The sequence below is a fragment of the Streptomyces sp. NPDC058665 genome, assembly GCF_042714995.1.
Taxonomy (GTDB): domain Bacteria; phylum Actinomycetota; class Actinomycetes; order Streptomycetales; family Streptomycetaceae; genus Streptomyces.
Window position 1 is genome coordinate 1 of sequence record NZ_JBHXRX010000115.1, and the last position, 12,901, is coordinate 12,901.

The following is a 12,901-nucleotide window of genomic DNA, read 5'->3' on the forward strand; positions in this document are numbered from 1 at the left end:
TCAGCCCCGCACCTGACCACCGACCCACCCCACCGACCAGAACTCCTCACCCAACCCCCAGCCTGAAACGGGCATTACCTCGCGTACCGCACTCTCAAGGGCGGCGAGCGAGGACGTCGTCGATGCGGGAGGTGCCGGCGACCCAGGCCGCGGCGGTCGGCGCTATGAACCCGAGCACGGTCTGGATGTCGTTGCGGCGGGCTTCGAGGGGCAGGTGCCAGATGCCCTCGTGGTGGGCGATGCGGTTGCGGAACTTGTGCAGCCGCTTGACCGGATCCTCCACCGTGGCCAGGGCACGGTTGGGGGCGTGGGAGAAGGCGCCCGCGAGGTCGGGCCAGAGACTGGCCCGGTACTGGCGGGCCAGCAGGAAGCGCCAGAACCCGAAGCTCAGCTCAGCGATGATCTTTCCGCGCGGGATGACCGGGGCGTTCCTGCCGGCGCGTTGCCGGGCTTGGGCGATGTCGCTGCGGGCGTTGTTGCTGAGTGGGACCGCGGTGTCGGCGTACCACTCGATGGTGCGGCCCCGGCGCTGCTGGCGGGCGACGAGCCGGGCATCGAGCGCGTTGCGCAGCATGATCTCGAGGTGCCCGAGCGGTTCGAAGAACGCCGCGGCGAGGTCGCTGTTCCACTGGTACAGCGCGAGCGCGGCGGTGGTGTCGCCGGGGCATGCGTTCAGGTAGGGGGTCAGCCGGTCGGGGCTGATCAGCTCGATGACCGCCTTGTCGTCGGGCGGCTTGATGCTGGTAGGCGGCGTGCTGTGCATGGTGGGGTAATCGTAGGTACACTGGACGACGAAGACCCTGGATTCGTCCCTGGTAGCCCTCGAAAGTGGGCAGGCCATACCCCCAGGGTTCAGACCTCAGACAGGGGCCGCCCGGGAAGCCGGGCGGCCCCTGCGCTTTCCCGATCCTGGTCGGTGAAGGCTCCCGTCTGGTCTGCCAGCCAAGCCGGGGGGCCGCGTGCTCACTGCCCGCCGAATCTCACCAGGCGAGCGTCACGTCTGTGCGGCTGTGGGGTTGTCGGCCGCAATCTGGTCGTCCAGCCAGATGACAGCGGACGGGTCGCCCTGGCCGCGGGCGGCCGCACGGTTTTCTAGGGCCTCGGAGATGGCCCGGCCAACGCGTTGCCCGACGCCCCGTTCCAGCTCGGTGTTGAGGATGCTCTGCGCCTCGAAGCACCAGTCGTAGAGCGCGGCGAGGGATGAGCCCCCGAGCGGGACGGTGACGATGCCGTCGGCGCCGGTGACGATCTCGTCATCGGCTGGCGGGCGGAACGCCTCCGGCCGCGTCCTGATGCTCTTCTTGTGGTGCGCCTTCGCCTCCTCCTGCAAGTAGTCCCAGGTGGTGGTGTGGCAGCGGACGCGCAGTACTCCGATGCCGGCCGCTTTCGCCACCTCGTCGATCCGGTTATGCCGTGCGGGCCATTGGGCCGGCCCAGCCTGTGCAGGGACGTTCCCGGTGCCACCGGTGCCGCGCCGCTTGCCCAGAATGCCCACGAGGTCTCTCCTTCGAGGTGCGATCGTCCTGTGACCGCGCGTTGTCGGGTGGTCACCGTGTCAGAGGTGACCGTACGACGCGGCTGATCACCGGCGGAGGGATTCCGAGGACTCTGTCCGACATCGGCGTCCCGCCGTGGGGCAGCGCTTCCGGTGCGGGGCGGGCAGCGGCGAGCGAGTGCGGCACCGTCCGACGATGCGCAGGCGCCGATCGAGAGGCCCGGCGCACGACGCCCGCCGCGCGGTATTCGGCCAGGTCCGATGGCTTTGTGCCATTCGTCGGCAACCCGCCTCCAACATCATCAAGGTGCCGCTACACAAGAAGGCTGGCGGCGACACCCAGCCGTCCCAGGGGTGAATGCCAGTCGGTGGGGAGGCCGGGGCGGTTGGCGACCATCAACGTGGCGGTGCTGCTCGTAGTCGTCGTCATCTGGCGGCTGCGGCGGCGTACGGAGGCCCGCAGCCGTTTCGACGAGAAGCTGACCGCCGTCACGCAGGCCGGCCGATGAGCTGCCGCACCCGCCGGGAGCCGACGGCGTACTGCGGACCCCGGACCTGGGGAGCGGGGGAGTGATGGCGGCACGTCGGCGGCGGTTGAAGAAGCAGACCCGCAGGCAGTTGCAGGTCTGGGGCGCGGTGGCGGCCGGCCTCGCCGTGGTGTGGGTTGCCGGGAACTGGTCGACGGTTTGGCCCGTGCTGGTGACGGTGCTCGCCGCGGCCGCGCTGGGCGGGGCTGGCTGGGCGCTGCTGCGGGCGCACCGCCAGGCGGTCGGCCGGGACAGGGCGTGGCGGGCGCAGGAGGAGGCCCGGGCGCGTGAGTTGTCCATGGCCCAGGTCGATGCCCTGACGTGGCAGGAGTTCGAGACGTACGTCGCGGAGCTGTGCCGGCGGGACGGCTGCCGGGAGGTCGTCGTCAGCGGCAAGAGCGGCGACCTGGGCGCGGATGTCGTCGGCTACCTGGCCGACGGCCGCAAGCTGGTCATCCAGTGCAAGAAGTACGCGGCGCACCGGAGCGTGTCCTCGCAGGACATGCAGAAGTTCGTCGGCACCGCCCGCCTCGAGCACGGCGCCGACGTCGCCCTGTTCGTCACCACCTGCCGCGCATTCACGAGAGACGCACTCGGCCTGGCGCTGCGCCAGGACATCGTGGCCCTGCACCGCGATCTGCTGGGCTCCTGGGTCAAGGGCGCTCACCTGGAGAGCCTGATCCCGCTGAACGGCAGCGGCGGCGGCACCGGGCGGCGCCCCCGGTGACGGACGGCAGGGCCCGGCGGGAGATCCGCCGGGCCCTGCCTCTTGTCGTACGCCCTCCGGGCCGCGAGAGTCGTCATCGGCGGGGTGGGGAGGAAGTCCAGTGGCTGACCTGCTGGCCGTGCCACCTTGCGGAGGTGCCCCGCTGCAACGGGGCCTCCTGCGTTCTGCGGTGCGTGTCCGGACCGTTGGACCTGCGCCTCTCTTGTACGCGTGCGCACGCGTCCGTGGACTCGTGCGCCCACGCACGTGGGAACGAGTTCAAGAATGAGGGGGATAATGAGTCCCGGCAAGGAGATGTAGGCAATTAGATGCCAACTAAGTCTGCCTCAGTCCTCTGACCTGTACTTATAGCAACAGGAATGCCTGATCGAGAGGTTGTTTAACCCGATGGCGAACCATCCTGTGAACAATTCCTTTCCGGTCGTTAAATAACAGGTCGGCTCTTTATTTATAGCTTGCCTCCAATGGGAACTGAATCGGTATTGCCGGGCGTAAGCCTGGGTAACGTGGGCTTCGCTGTCGTCTGTGGCTGCAACCACTGGCGTGAAGTCCTGTGCCCTGCAAGGCACTTGAGCACCAAGTTCCGGACCGTCAGCCGACTATCCGCCTCCTGATTGGGAGTCAACTTCCTTGTCGTACCTTCTTCCTGAGCCCGTTCCTGCTGAGCAGAACGGGCCGTGCGCGCACACCCCGGCGAGTGCCGCCAAGTCCTCGCCGCTGGTCTCCTTACTCCTGCTGGTCATACTCCTGGCCGCGCTGTTCGTCCTGCTCGCCCGCGGGATGAAACTCGAGGAAGCGCTCGCCATCCTGGGGGCCGGCGGTCTGCTGGCCGCCGAACTGCGCCAGCGTCTGCTCTGACCCGATCCCCCCGCCGGGGCCCGTCTCACCGACGGGCCCCGGCCCCGTTCCGGGCTCGAAAAGGAGATGGACGCCGTGGCCCGTCCCATGAAGAAGCTGCCCCCCAGCAACGACCCGTTGGTGGCCTTCGCCCGCGACCTCCAGGCGCTGCGCAAGAAGGCCGGCGACCCGCCGCTGACGCTGATGGCTGAACACAGCGGCCTGTCCACCGCGACGCTGTCGAACGCCCACGCGGGAAGGAAGCTGCCCACCTGGGCGGCCGTCAACGGCTACATCCTGGCCTGCAACGGCGACCCCGAGGACTGGAGTGTGCGCTGGGAGAGCCTGCGCCTGGCCGCCGCCGACCTCCCCGGTGATCTGTGCCGCGAGGCGCTGCGCCGCTGGGAGCGCACCGGCAACCTCACCCCGCCGCACGCCGCCGACGAAGCCGAGCTGCTCGAGCTCCTGAAGACGCTGCTGGACTTCAACGGGCTCAGCCACCGCACCCTCGCCCGGCAGGCACCCGGCTACTCCCACGTCACGTACGGGGCCGTCCTGCGCGGCGCGCGCCCGCTGAAGGCGAAGATCCTCTACCAGATCCTCATCGGCTGCGGCGTCCACTCGCTGCGCAGTCAGGAGGCGTGGTTCCACCTTCTGAGCAGCTTCTCCTGGAGAGAAGGCGTGGAAGGGGGCAAACTGCTGGCCCGGGTGGAGCAACCCCGGCGGTACGCAGGCGACATCGACATGAAGATGCTCAAGGCCGTACTTGAACGCCTCGAGCGCGGTCGCGGGCTACTCGCCGCCGACATCGTGTCGTACGGGAGCTTCATCACCTTGCGCACCGCGTACGAGGACATGCTGGCGCTGCTGCTGAGCTCTCTCCAGCGGTCACACATCCAGCTGCCGCACAAGCTCGGCTACGCCTTCAACCAGGTCGTGGGGGAACTGCGCAACAGCTCGATTCCCAACCCGGCCGCCATCGAGGCTCTCGTCCCGCTCGCCATGCCGTTCCACCCGCGCCTGCGCACCCGGGTCGTCATGGCGCTGAGGAACGCGGGCGAGCTGCTTCGCAGGGCAGACAACGGCGAACTCGGCCACCGCAGCGAGTCCGGGCTCCGCATACCGATGCCGCCGCTACCGCCGCTCCAGCGCACCGCGCCGACCGCCTCGTAGGCCCGCCCCGGCGGGCCGACCGCGTCCTTCCGCCGTCGGGTACTGCCCGGCAGACTGGCTCTCCGCACAGAAACGATCAAGGGGAAAACCATGGAGTTAGAGCCCACCGAACTGTCCGAGGCGATCAAGGCGGTGCGCGGGGGACTGGCGGCCGCGCAGCAGGACGGGGAGGGGGCGCTGGTTCGGTTCACGGTCAAGGAGATCGTGCTGGATCTGGGGATCGAGCTGCGGCAGACCGCGTCGGCCGGCGGCGGGGTGAAGGCGTTCGTGGTCTCCGCGGACGCCCGGGGCGAGCGTGCGAAGACGGCCACGCACCGCATGACGGTCACCTTGGCGGTGGCTCCGGACGGCGAGGGCAGTGATTTGCTGATCGGTGACTCCGGTGGAGGCCGCGGCGGCCCGGTGGACGGCTTGCGGTAAAGGGGGCGGCGCGATGGCGGGGGGAGCGGTTCTGCGGACCGTCGAAGTCAGCAACCAGCACAAGCAGTCGTACGGGACCGGCTGCCTGATCGCGCCCGGCCTGGTGCTCACCGCTCATCACGTGGCCCTGCCCGGAGGAGACAGCGTCGTCACCGTCCGGGACACCGCGAGCGCCGCCTTCACCGAGGCGACGGTGGTGTGGGAGAGCCCCGAACTGGACGCGGTGCTCCTGATGGCCGACCGCGCTCTGGTCGGCGCCGGTATGGGCGTCGTGCGCTGGGGCGAACTGGTCTGTGACTACCCGAGCGACCGGCCCGTGTGCTCAATGACGGGGTTTCCCAAGGCGATGCGCCGCCGGGCGTCCAACCGTTCCGAGCAGTACGTCGACGACCTCAAGACGGTGGAGGGGACCATCGCCCCGCACACTGGATCCCGCTCGAAGCTGTACGGGCTCGAAGTCGACGGCGCCGTGCCGACCGAGGTGAAGAACTGGCAGGGCCTGTCCGGGGCCGGGGTCTTCTGCAACGGCGTACTGATCGGCCTCGCCCGCCTGGTCGACCGCCAGTGGGACCGGATCCTCATGGTGCTGCCGCTCTCACATCTGCTGGCCGCCGACGGCTTCACCCGCGCGGTCGCCGCTCACACCGGCATGGCCCCGGGCCTCCAACCTGCCGACCTACGGCCGCTGATGGATAACGCACCCGACCCCAGGCTGTCCTCCACCTACCTGCTCGATCCACGCTCCCAGGTCACCAACCTCACCGGTGTGAGCGAACTCGTCCAACGAATCGAGCAGTGGTGCAAAGGCACGGACCGCATCGATGTCGCCGCCGTGACCGGCATGGGTGGCACGGGCAAATCCCGTCTCCTCATCGAGGTGCTGCACCGCCTCACCACGATGCCCGGTAACCAGCGGCCGTGGACCGGGGGCTTCCTCGCCGACCACCCCAGCCACAGCGACTACCAGGTCCTTGCCTCCTCCAGCTACCCACTGCTCCTGGTCGTCGACCTCGCAGAAACCCGCCTCCCGCAGATCCGCGACCTCATGGCCGCCTTGGCCGGCTCTCATGACGGCGCCGCAGTCCGGGTCCTGCTCCTGGCCCGCGGACACGACACCTGGTGGCCGGCGCTGCGCCGCCACCTGCGCGCCCGGAACATCGGCCCGGCCGGGCACTCCTTCACCCTCACGCCCGACGGCGCCCTGGACGGCCACAGCCCGGAGGACATCTACGTAGAGGCCAAGGCGGCGTTCGCCCGCCGCATACGACTGCTCCAGCAGGCCGGACACGGCGACGACACCTGGCCGGACCGTGTCGTCGCCGACGCACCGCGCCTCTACGGCGCCGGTATCGAGCACGCCACCCAGCAGCCGGTGATCTACCACCACATCGCCGCGCTCGCCGATGTGCTGGCCCACGCCAACCCCGAGTTCGCCCTGAAGGACCACCCCATGGAGGTTCTGCTCGCGAACGAAGTGGAGTACGTACGGCGCGTCGCCGAAGCCCGCCTGCCTGGAGGCACCGTCGACGACACGCTGCTCCGCACCCTGGTCACCGCCCAGTTCCTCGCCGGAGCACGCACCGCGCAGGACGGCCGGGCCGCCGTCCGGGCAGGCTTCGACATCCATCACCGCGGCTACGGGATCACCACCCCTCCCGACGCCCGCCAGCTGGCCGCGCTCGACGACGTCCTGACCGCCGCCTACCCGGCCACCGACGGAGCCCACTGGGGCGCTGTCGGCGAACCGCTGGCCGCCGCCTGGCTTGCCGAAGCCGAGACCGAATCCGGCGAAGAGTTCATAGAAGCCTTCCTCCAGCACGACTCCCTCGCCACTGAACAACGGCACCAGACCCTCAGCACCGTCGCTCGCACCGCCCAGGACCAGCCCCGCCTCGCAGCCGGAGCCCATCGGGCCGTCGCCGCCGCCCCGGAACGCCTGCTGCCGCTCGCGGCCCAGACCGTCACCGCTGAACTTGGTACCGACCACGCCCGCCAGTGGCTCACCGGCCTCGAACTCGCCGTCGCTGACCGCGCCGCGCACCCTGACGCCGACCCCGACACCTACGAGTGGGCCAGCAGCCTCATCACCGAAGCCCAGGAGCAGACAGCCGGCGACAGGGACGACCTGGAGGACCTGATCGGCGCGCCTCTCACCCAAGAGGCCAACGCCCCGGAACAGCCGGACACGGAGGCAGGCGTAGATGCCGCCTCCGCCCGCTCCCCCTTTGTCCTGGTGAAACCACAGGTGAGCTGGATCACCCGGACCACCATCACCTTCCTGGCGCTCTGCCACCTGGCCCTGGTCGCGGCCGTTCCCTCCGGGGTCGCTCTCACAACCAACATCAGGGACGACGACTTGGGCCTGTGGTTCTTCGTCCCCATCAACGTGTTCATGCACCTGACCGTCGCGAGCGCATTCGGAGGCCGCCAGCTCGGCGCCTTTCCACTCTCATGGATCGTTGCGCTCTTCACGATCGGGATGACGACCCTGTCCGGCCTCATGCTCGATCAGCACTGGCCCCCGGACTGGCCCCCGCCCTGGCTCGTGTGGCCGGTCCTCTTCGCCCCCGGCCTTGCAGCCCTGACCTACGCCTGGCGGATCTGGTTCGGCCAGTTGCAAGCCCGACGGCCGGCCATCTACGAGGACCCGCTGGGATGAAGGCGTTCTCGTCCAGCGGCAGATTCAGCGGGCGAACGCCTCGGTGAGGCTGATGCGGTAGCCATCCTCTTCCATCAGCACGACGGTGACGCCGAACGGATCGGGGTGGTCCAGCTCGATCGGGGTGAAGGAGAAGTTCACCGCCGTCTGGATGGGCGGCACCAGTTCACCGCCGGGCTGCGGGGCGGGGGCCGGCCTCCAGTCGGGCGACCGACACCCAGCCTTCGGGACTGCGGGACAGGAGCTGCTCGCTGTAGGGGAACTGGTGCAGGACGTGCCCGGCCGGGGTGGCGAGGACCATGTTCAGGTAGGGGGCCGGGCCGACGATCGGCAGTTCGCAGGCGGTGGCGACCTCGAACTGCACACCGGGCCCGAACAGGCCCCGAGCGTGACGACCGGAGCCGAGTGCATCGCGCCCGTCCCGCTCGACCCGCAGGGTCGGCGCATGTGGGACTGGGGTGATCTGCTCGCCCTGGTCGCCGCCCTGGCAGTGGCCAGCAAGCACGCACCGGCTGCGTAGAAGGCCGCCATGCCGCGCACCACACGAGGGAGCGGCACGGTCAGCGCGCTATCCAGTAGACGAGGGTCGTCACGAGTGCGCTGCCTGCCGCAGCGGCAGCGCCCCTGACGGCCGCGAAAGTAGCTGCCCGCATCAGTCGGCGTGCGCTGCGCCGTTTGGTCTTCCCCATTGCTTCCCTCCATGGCGTCATCGAGGCCGCCCCATCGCGGCTACAACCACTTTCACCAGCAGTCTTGTTGGGTTGGACAGTGAGCAATGGACGCCGATGCCTTCGAACGGCCCATGACGACTTCGAACGGCTGCGATGATTCCCGGACGGTTCCAAACGGTTTCAAACGGTGGGGGCACAGGTGGGGAGACCCGGTCGGTTCCAGAAGCCGAAGCTGCACGGCAGCCACGCGCAGCTCAACGAGGCCCTGCACGAGCTGCACCGGGGCGCGGGACTGTTGTCCCTGGGGAAGTTGGCCGAGGCGCTCAAAGGTGCCGACGTCAAGCGCAGCACGATTTACGACGCCTTTTCCAGCTCCCGCCTTCCCGCATGGCACGTAGTTGACGCCCTGGTGGAGATCCTTGCCACGCGTGACCCTCGAACCACACCCGAGGACGTGCTGCCGCGCTTTCACGGTCTGTGGCTGCTGGCCGTTGAAGAGGAGGACAGCGCGGAGGATGTCCTGTCAATCCGACTGACCGGCAACACGGTGGACTCGGGGAACCCTGACCTCGCTGCACTCGCAGCGGCAGGGAGTAGCGCAATCGTTTCGGCCATGGCGACTGAGGCGTGGGAGCACATGCGCAAGCGGACCCACGAACTCTTTCAGCGGCGTTACGCGGGCCGCATCTGGCTGTCCGTCCCGTACGGCCTAAAAGACCGAGTGAAGGAACACGGGGGACGTTGGGACGCCGACTATCGGCTGTGGTTCATCGAAGAGCCAGTTCCCGAGCTCATGCAGTATCAGGTGCCTGCCCCAATGCCGCCCGGACCAGAGCTCGGGAACACCGCCAAAGGATGACCGCGGCAACACTCTTGCGCCGTTATCGTTTCGTGACCTAGTGTTGGCCGTGCCTCCGGCGTGCCCGGAATCACCTCCAACTCGTACGCCCTGCCGCAACCCCCCGTCGGCGGGGCGTACGTATGCTCAGCACGCCCACTCTCCCACCGTTGTCAGTCCCCCCCATCTACCCTCGATCTCAACGCAGACGAGGTGGGGACGGCAGTGAAGATTCAAGAGCTGACGGATACCGGCACCGCAGAGAAGGCCCTGGCAGAGCTGTGGTGCCTCCCGAGATGGTGAACATCTGCTGTCCGCTCCGGGGGCGCGCTACCGTAGGTGCCCGAGAACCCGGTTGTCCTGTCTCAACGAACCGAGTCGACGCGGTTCGTCTCAGCGAATCCAGTCGTCGCAGGCTGACGAATCCGGCGCGCAGGTCCGCTCCAGAGAGGGCTGTCTCAACGAAGTTAGTCGTCCCTGGTCAGCGGATCGAGGTCGACTGGGTTCGTTGAGACAGGACACCGGTCGTCCCTTCATTTTCCGGCAGGAGTTCATGTGCCCGAGGATCCCGTCGCCCACAGTGAACTCGCTGCTCTCACCCGGCGTTTCGAGCAGGTGCAGGAGAAGACCGACCGTGAGTTCGGGATCGTCAAGAGCGATCTGACCGCCGTGAGGCTCCAGGTCGGCAATCTTGATCAGAAGGTGGACCAGCTCGCCGGTGCGGTACAGGCCCTGGGCGAGAAGATGGACCGTAACCAGGCCCAGATCATCGAGCTGCTGTCCGGCCTGGTGGGCAAGGACCCCAACTCCTAAACCGCGTGGTGGGTACGCCGGGCGGTGACCAGGGTCTGCCACCGGTCGCGGGTGCGTTCATGTCCGTCGAGCCACTGTGACCGCGACGGCGGCTCGTCCGGGAGCGGGAGTCCGCCCATGAAGTGGGCGATGTCGACGTAGTAGGCGTAGTCGCCGTCGCGGTTCAGGTCGCGGAGCCGGGCGATACCGGCTGCCAGGTCCTCGTGTGCGCCTCGGACGGCATGGTGGAAGCACCCGGCCAGTTCCAGAGTGGCTTCCATGGTGGCCAGGCCGGCGGCGCCGATCTCGGTGCGCAGCACGCTGAGGCGGTCCGGCAGGTCTCCTGTGGTGCCGGCGTCGCGGACAACGGCGGCGATGCGGATGGTGAGGCCGGTGGCGCGCAGGTCGAGTCCGGTGAGCAGCTGCTGGGCGAGTTCGAGTTCATCGGTGGCCAGGCCGGGGTCGGTGAAGGCCAGGACGAAAGCGCGCTGGGCCTGGGCGGTGGCGCGTTCGCCCGCGACGCTGTGCTGTTCGGCTTCGTTGCGGGCGGCTTCGTATGAGGCCGCCGCCCGGGTCATGTCGCCCTGGGGCCACCACACATCGCCAAGGACGCGGTGGTGGCGGCCCGCCCAGCCCAGAGCCTGGGCGCTCTCCTGGGCGGTGGGGAAGCCTCCGGCGAGGCGCGCCAGGTGTGCGAGGCCGCGTCGTGCGGCCGGTGCGAGCCGGCCGCCGCCGTCGGCGACGTGCCGCATCCCCTGCCGGGATTCCTCGGTGCGTCCGAGGTCCCGCTGCGCTTTGGCCAGGTAGTAGAGGGCCATCTCGTGCAGGTCGGGCGGCAGGAGTCCGGTGCTCGTCACGGCGGTGAGCCGGTCGGCGGTGATCGAGCGGTGTTCGTGCTGGCGGCGGGCGAGCGCGGCCAGGAGTTCGACGAGGGCGTCGGCCGCTGTCGTCATGCCGCCGTCGGTGTCGTTTCGGGCGGGCGGGGCAAGTGGCTCCCACACCGAGTCGCTGACGTACGCCCAGGCGGCGTCGGCCAGCCAGCCCAGTTCGAGCCGGAAGTCCCGGGCCAGGGCGAGGCCCTGGCGCAGACAGCCGACCAGCAGCATCCGGTCCCGGCTGGTCCGCGCACTCCACTGCTCGCCGACGGCGGCCAGCGCACGCCGGGCCGCCTGCTCCCAGTCGCGCGCCGACCAGCGGTCATCGGCTTGGTCGTCGGCACCGCGGACGGTGGAGCGGATCAGGCCGTGCAGGTGGTAGGGCCACAGTCCGAAGGCGTTCTCGCGTACGAAGGGCCGCTCGATCAGCCGCAGGGCCGGCGCCTGGTGCCGCAGTCCGGCGGCTGCGGTGGCCAGGTTCAGGTCGAAGGCGTCCAGCAGGGCCACGGAGCGCAGGACGTGCCGCTCGTCCGGGGTGAGGTCGGACAGGGTGCGGGCGATCAGCGCCGGGAAGTCGTTTTCGAAGTCGGCCGGCTGCGGGTTGCGGGTGCGGCGAATCTCCAGGAACCGCATCACCGACAGGTCGAGGTAGAGCGGCAGGCCGTGGGATCGGTCGGTGATGACCTGGCGGATCTCCTCATCGATGAGCGGTGCGCCGTCGCGGGTGAGCCGGCGGGCGAGGTGGTCGTCGCAGTCCTCGGGGGAGAAGTCACCGACGAGGACCTGACGGCTGTGGCCGTGGGGCGGCCGGGCGGCGGGGACGGCGGCGGGAAGGGACAGGCCCGGCCAGGCGGTCGGGCCGGTGTAGTCGAGCTGCCCCTGGAGGGCCGTGTCGGCCCATTGCAGGCGGGAGCGGCCGGTGATGACGAGGAAGCAGTTCGGCATCAGCCACACCACCCACTGGATGAGCCGCTCCAGGTCGCGGTGCGTTCGGTCGCCGACGTCCTCGAAGGTGTCCAGCAAGATCACCGGAGTCACGGCCTTGCCTGCGGGCAGCTGCGCAAGCTCCCAGGCCAGCAGGTGCGGGTAGAAGGAGAGCGCCTCCAGGTCCGGTTCGGCCTCCAGCAGGTCGGCCAGGTGCGCGCATCCGGCGAGCGCCCGCACGGTCTGCCGCCGCTCCCGCAGCGCCCTGGTGAGGGAGCCGGCCACCTGGCCGACCGCCGTGCCGACGGTGCCGGGCAGAAGGAGCGCCTGGGCGACGTCCGAGAGAGCAGACTGCACCTGCTGCGGCATTGCCCTGCCGAACCGGCCCGCGAGGCCGCCGCGCCGCACGTACTCTTCCAGGGATTCGCCGGGGTGCTGGGTCTCCCAGTAGCGGCGCAGAGTGATATCGAAGGCGGGCAGCGGGCGTCCCAGTTCGGCGAGCGCGGCACGGATCGTGAGCACAACGTCCTCGAAGGACGTGCCGGCGGAGCGGGCGAGATCGATGCGTACGGGAAGAATCCGCCCCTTCGGCCAGGCGGGTTCACCCCACTGGGCAGGGCGCTGGTCTGCCCCGGTGAGCGCGGCCTCCAGCTTGCGGGACAAGGTCGTCTTGCCGATTCCCCCGACGCCGTGGAACACCAGCACGTTGTGACGCGGGCGCTCCAGGTCCTCGATATCGAACCCGGGCTCGGCGATCTGCCGCAGATGCCCGGCCAGCGCGCCCGCGACCAGCTCCCACTGGAGCTGCCGGTTCGTGAACGCCTCCACAGCCTCCAGACCCCGGTCGTTCGTGCTGAACAGCGCCCTCAGAGGGCGGTTTGTGAGTCTTTGGCGGGTTCCGTCGTCGCCTGATGGTGTGGGTGCGGGGCGGAATCCACCGGTCCGTAGCTGCTCGTCTGCTGG

15 protein-coding genes are annotated in these 12,901 nt (G+C 69.3%); 9 read left to right on the forward strand and 6 right to left on the reverse strand.

The features are described from left to right. Nucleotides 1-94: 94 nt before the first annotated feature. Together ACFWV8_RS37365 and ACFWV8_RS37370 are read right to left on the reverse strand one after the other, a co-directional pair. On the reverse strand, nucleotides 95-763 hold the full coding sequence (locus ACFWV8_RS37365; RefSeq protein WP_384214839.1) for a hypothetical protein: 669 nt from the start codon (nucleotides 761-763) through the stop codon (nucleotides 95-97). A 231-nt stretch (nucleotides 764-994) separates the two neighbouring features. Next, the gene (locus ACFWV8_RS37370) at nucleotides 995-1,495 is read right to left on the reverse strand and encodes a hypothetical protein (RefSeq protein ID WP_384214840.1); all 501 of its coding nucleotides are present in this window, start codon (nucleotides 1,493-1,495) and stop codon (nucleotides 995-997) included. A gap of 386 nt (nucleotides 1,496-1,881) precedes the next feature. Between ACFWV8_RS37370 and ACFWV8_RS37375 the strand changes: the two genes are divergently transcribed. The 6 genes from ACFWV8_RS37375 (at nucleotide 1,882) to ACFWV8_RS37400 (ending at nucleotide 7,838) form a co-directional block, all read left to right on the forward strand. After that, the gene (locus tag ACFWV8_RS37375; RefSeq protein WP_384214842.1) at nucleotides 1,882-2,004 is read left to right on the forward strand and encodes a hypothetical protein; all 123 of its coding nucleotides are present in this window, start codon (nucleotides 1,882-1,884) and stop codon (nucleotides 2,002-2,004) included. Between the two features lie 64 nt (nucleotides 2,005-2,068). Further along, on the forward strand, nucleotides 2,069-2,749 hold the full coding sequence (locus ACFWV8_RS37380; protein WP_384214843.1) for a restriction endonuclease: 681 nt from the start codon (nucleotides 2,069-2,071) through the stop codon (nucleotides 2,747-2,749). 630 nt (nucleotides 2,750-3,379) lie between these two features. Continuing rightward, nucleotides 3,380-3,607: a hypothetical protein gene (locus ACFWV8_RS37385; RefSeq protein ID WP_384214845.1), complete on the forward strand. Its 228-nt coding sequence runs from the start codon at nucleotides 3,380-3,382 to the stop codon at nucleotides 3,605-3,607. 75 nt (nucleotides 3,608-3,682) lie between these two features. Then, nucleotides 3,683-4,759, forward strand: a complete 1,077-nt coding sequence (locus tag ACFWV8_RS37390) for a hypothetical protein (RefSeq protein ID WP_384214847.1) — start codon at nucleotides 3,683-3,685, stop codon at nucleotides 4,757-4,759. A gap of 90 nt (nucleotides 4,760-4,849) precedes the next feature. Continuing rightward, nucleotides 4,850-5,179: a trypco2 family protein gene (locus tag ACFWV8_RS37395; RefSeq protein WP_384214849.1), complete on the forward strand. Its 330-nt coding sequence runs from the start codon at nucleotides 4,850-4,852 to the stop codon at nucleotides 5,177-5,179. A gap of 13 nt (nucleotides 5,180-5,192) precedes the next feature. Beyond that, nucleotides 5,193-7,838, forward strand: a complete 2,646-nt coding sequence (locus ACFWV8_RS37400) for a trypsin-like peptidase domain-containing protein (protein ID WP_384214851.1) — start codon at nucleotides 5,193-5,195, stop codon at nucleotides 7,836-7,838. A gap of 24 nt (nucleotides 7,839-7,862) precedes the next feature. On the opposite strand, the gene ACFWV8_RS37405 is transcribed toward ACFWV8_RS37400, so the two are convergent. Continuing rightward, nucleotides 7,863-8,000, reverse strand: a complete 138-nt coding sequence (locus ACFWV8_RS37405; RefSeq protein WP_384214853.1) for a hypothetical protein — start codon at nucleotides 7,998-8,000, stop codon at nucleotides 7,863-7,865. 4 nt (nucleotides 8,001-8,004) lie between these two features. Beyond that, complete coding sequence (locus ACFWV8_RS37410) at nucleotides 8,005-8,202, reverse strand: hypothetical protein (protein ID WP_384214855.1); 198 nt, start codon at nucleotides 8,200-8,202, stop codon at nucleotides 8,005-8,007. 24 nt (nucleotides 8,203-8,226) lie between these two features. On the opposite strand from ACFWV8_RS37410, the gene ACFWV8_RS37415 reads away from it, so the two are divergent. Beyond that, a complete protein-coding gene (locus ACFWV8_RS37415) occupies nucleotides 8,227-8,358 on the forward strand; it encodes a hypothetical protein (protein ID WP_384214857.1) in 132 nt (43 codons plus the stop codon). Between the two features lie 40 nt (nucleotides 8,359-8,398). Here the strand turns inward: ACFWV8_RS37415 and ACFWV8_RS37420 are convergent, their stop codons facing one another. Next, nucleotides 8,399-8,527 (reverse strand): hypothetical protein, encoded by a 129-nt coding sequence (locus ACFWV8_RS37420; RefSeq protein WP_384214859.1) that lies wholly within the window; start codon nucleotides 8,525-8,527, stop codon nucleotides 8,399-8,401. 169 nt (nucleotides 8,528-8,696) lie between these two features. Here ACFWV8_RS37420 and ACFWV8_RS37425 point away from each other — a divergent pair, with 169 nt between their 5' ends. After that, on the forward strand, nucleotides 8,697-9,368 hold the full coding sequence (locus ACFWV8_RS37425; RefSeq protein WP_384214861.1) for a DUF5710 domain-containing protein: 672 nt from the start codon (nucleotides 8,697-8,699) through the stop codon (nucleotides 9,366-9,368). 534 nt (nucleotides 9,369-9,902) lie between these two features. Then, complete coding sequence (locus ACFWV8_RS37430) at nucleotides 9,903-10,160, forward strand: hypothetical protein (RefSeq protein WP_384214863.1); 258 nt, start codon at nucleotides 9,903-9,905, stop codon at nucleotides 10,158-10,160. On the opposite strand, the gene ACFWV8_RS37435 is transcribed toward ACFWV8_RS37430, so the two are convergent. After that, nucleotides 10,157-12,766, reverse strand: a complete 2,610-nt coding sequence (locus ACFWV8_RS37435) for an ATP/GTP-binding protein (protein ID WP_384214864.1) — start codon at nucleotides 12,764-12,766, stop codon at nucleotides 10,157-10,159. The two genes, ACFWV8_RS37430 and ACFWV8_RS37435, sit on opposite strands and share 4 nt — an antisense overlap. Nucleotides 12,767-12,901: the final 135 nt, after the last annotated feature.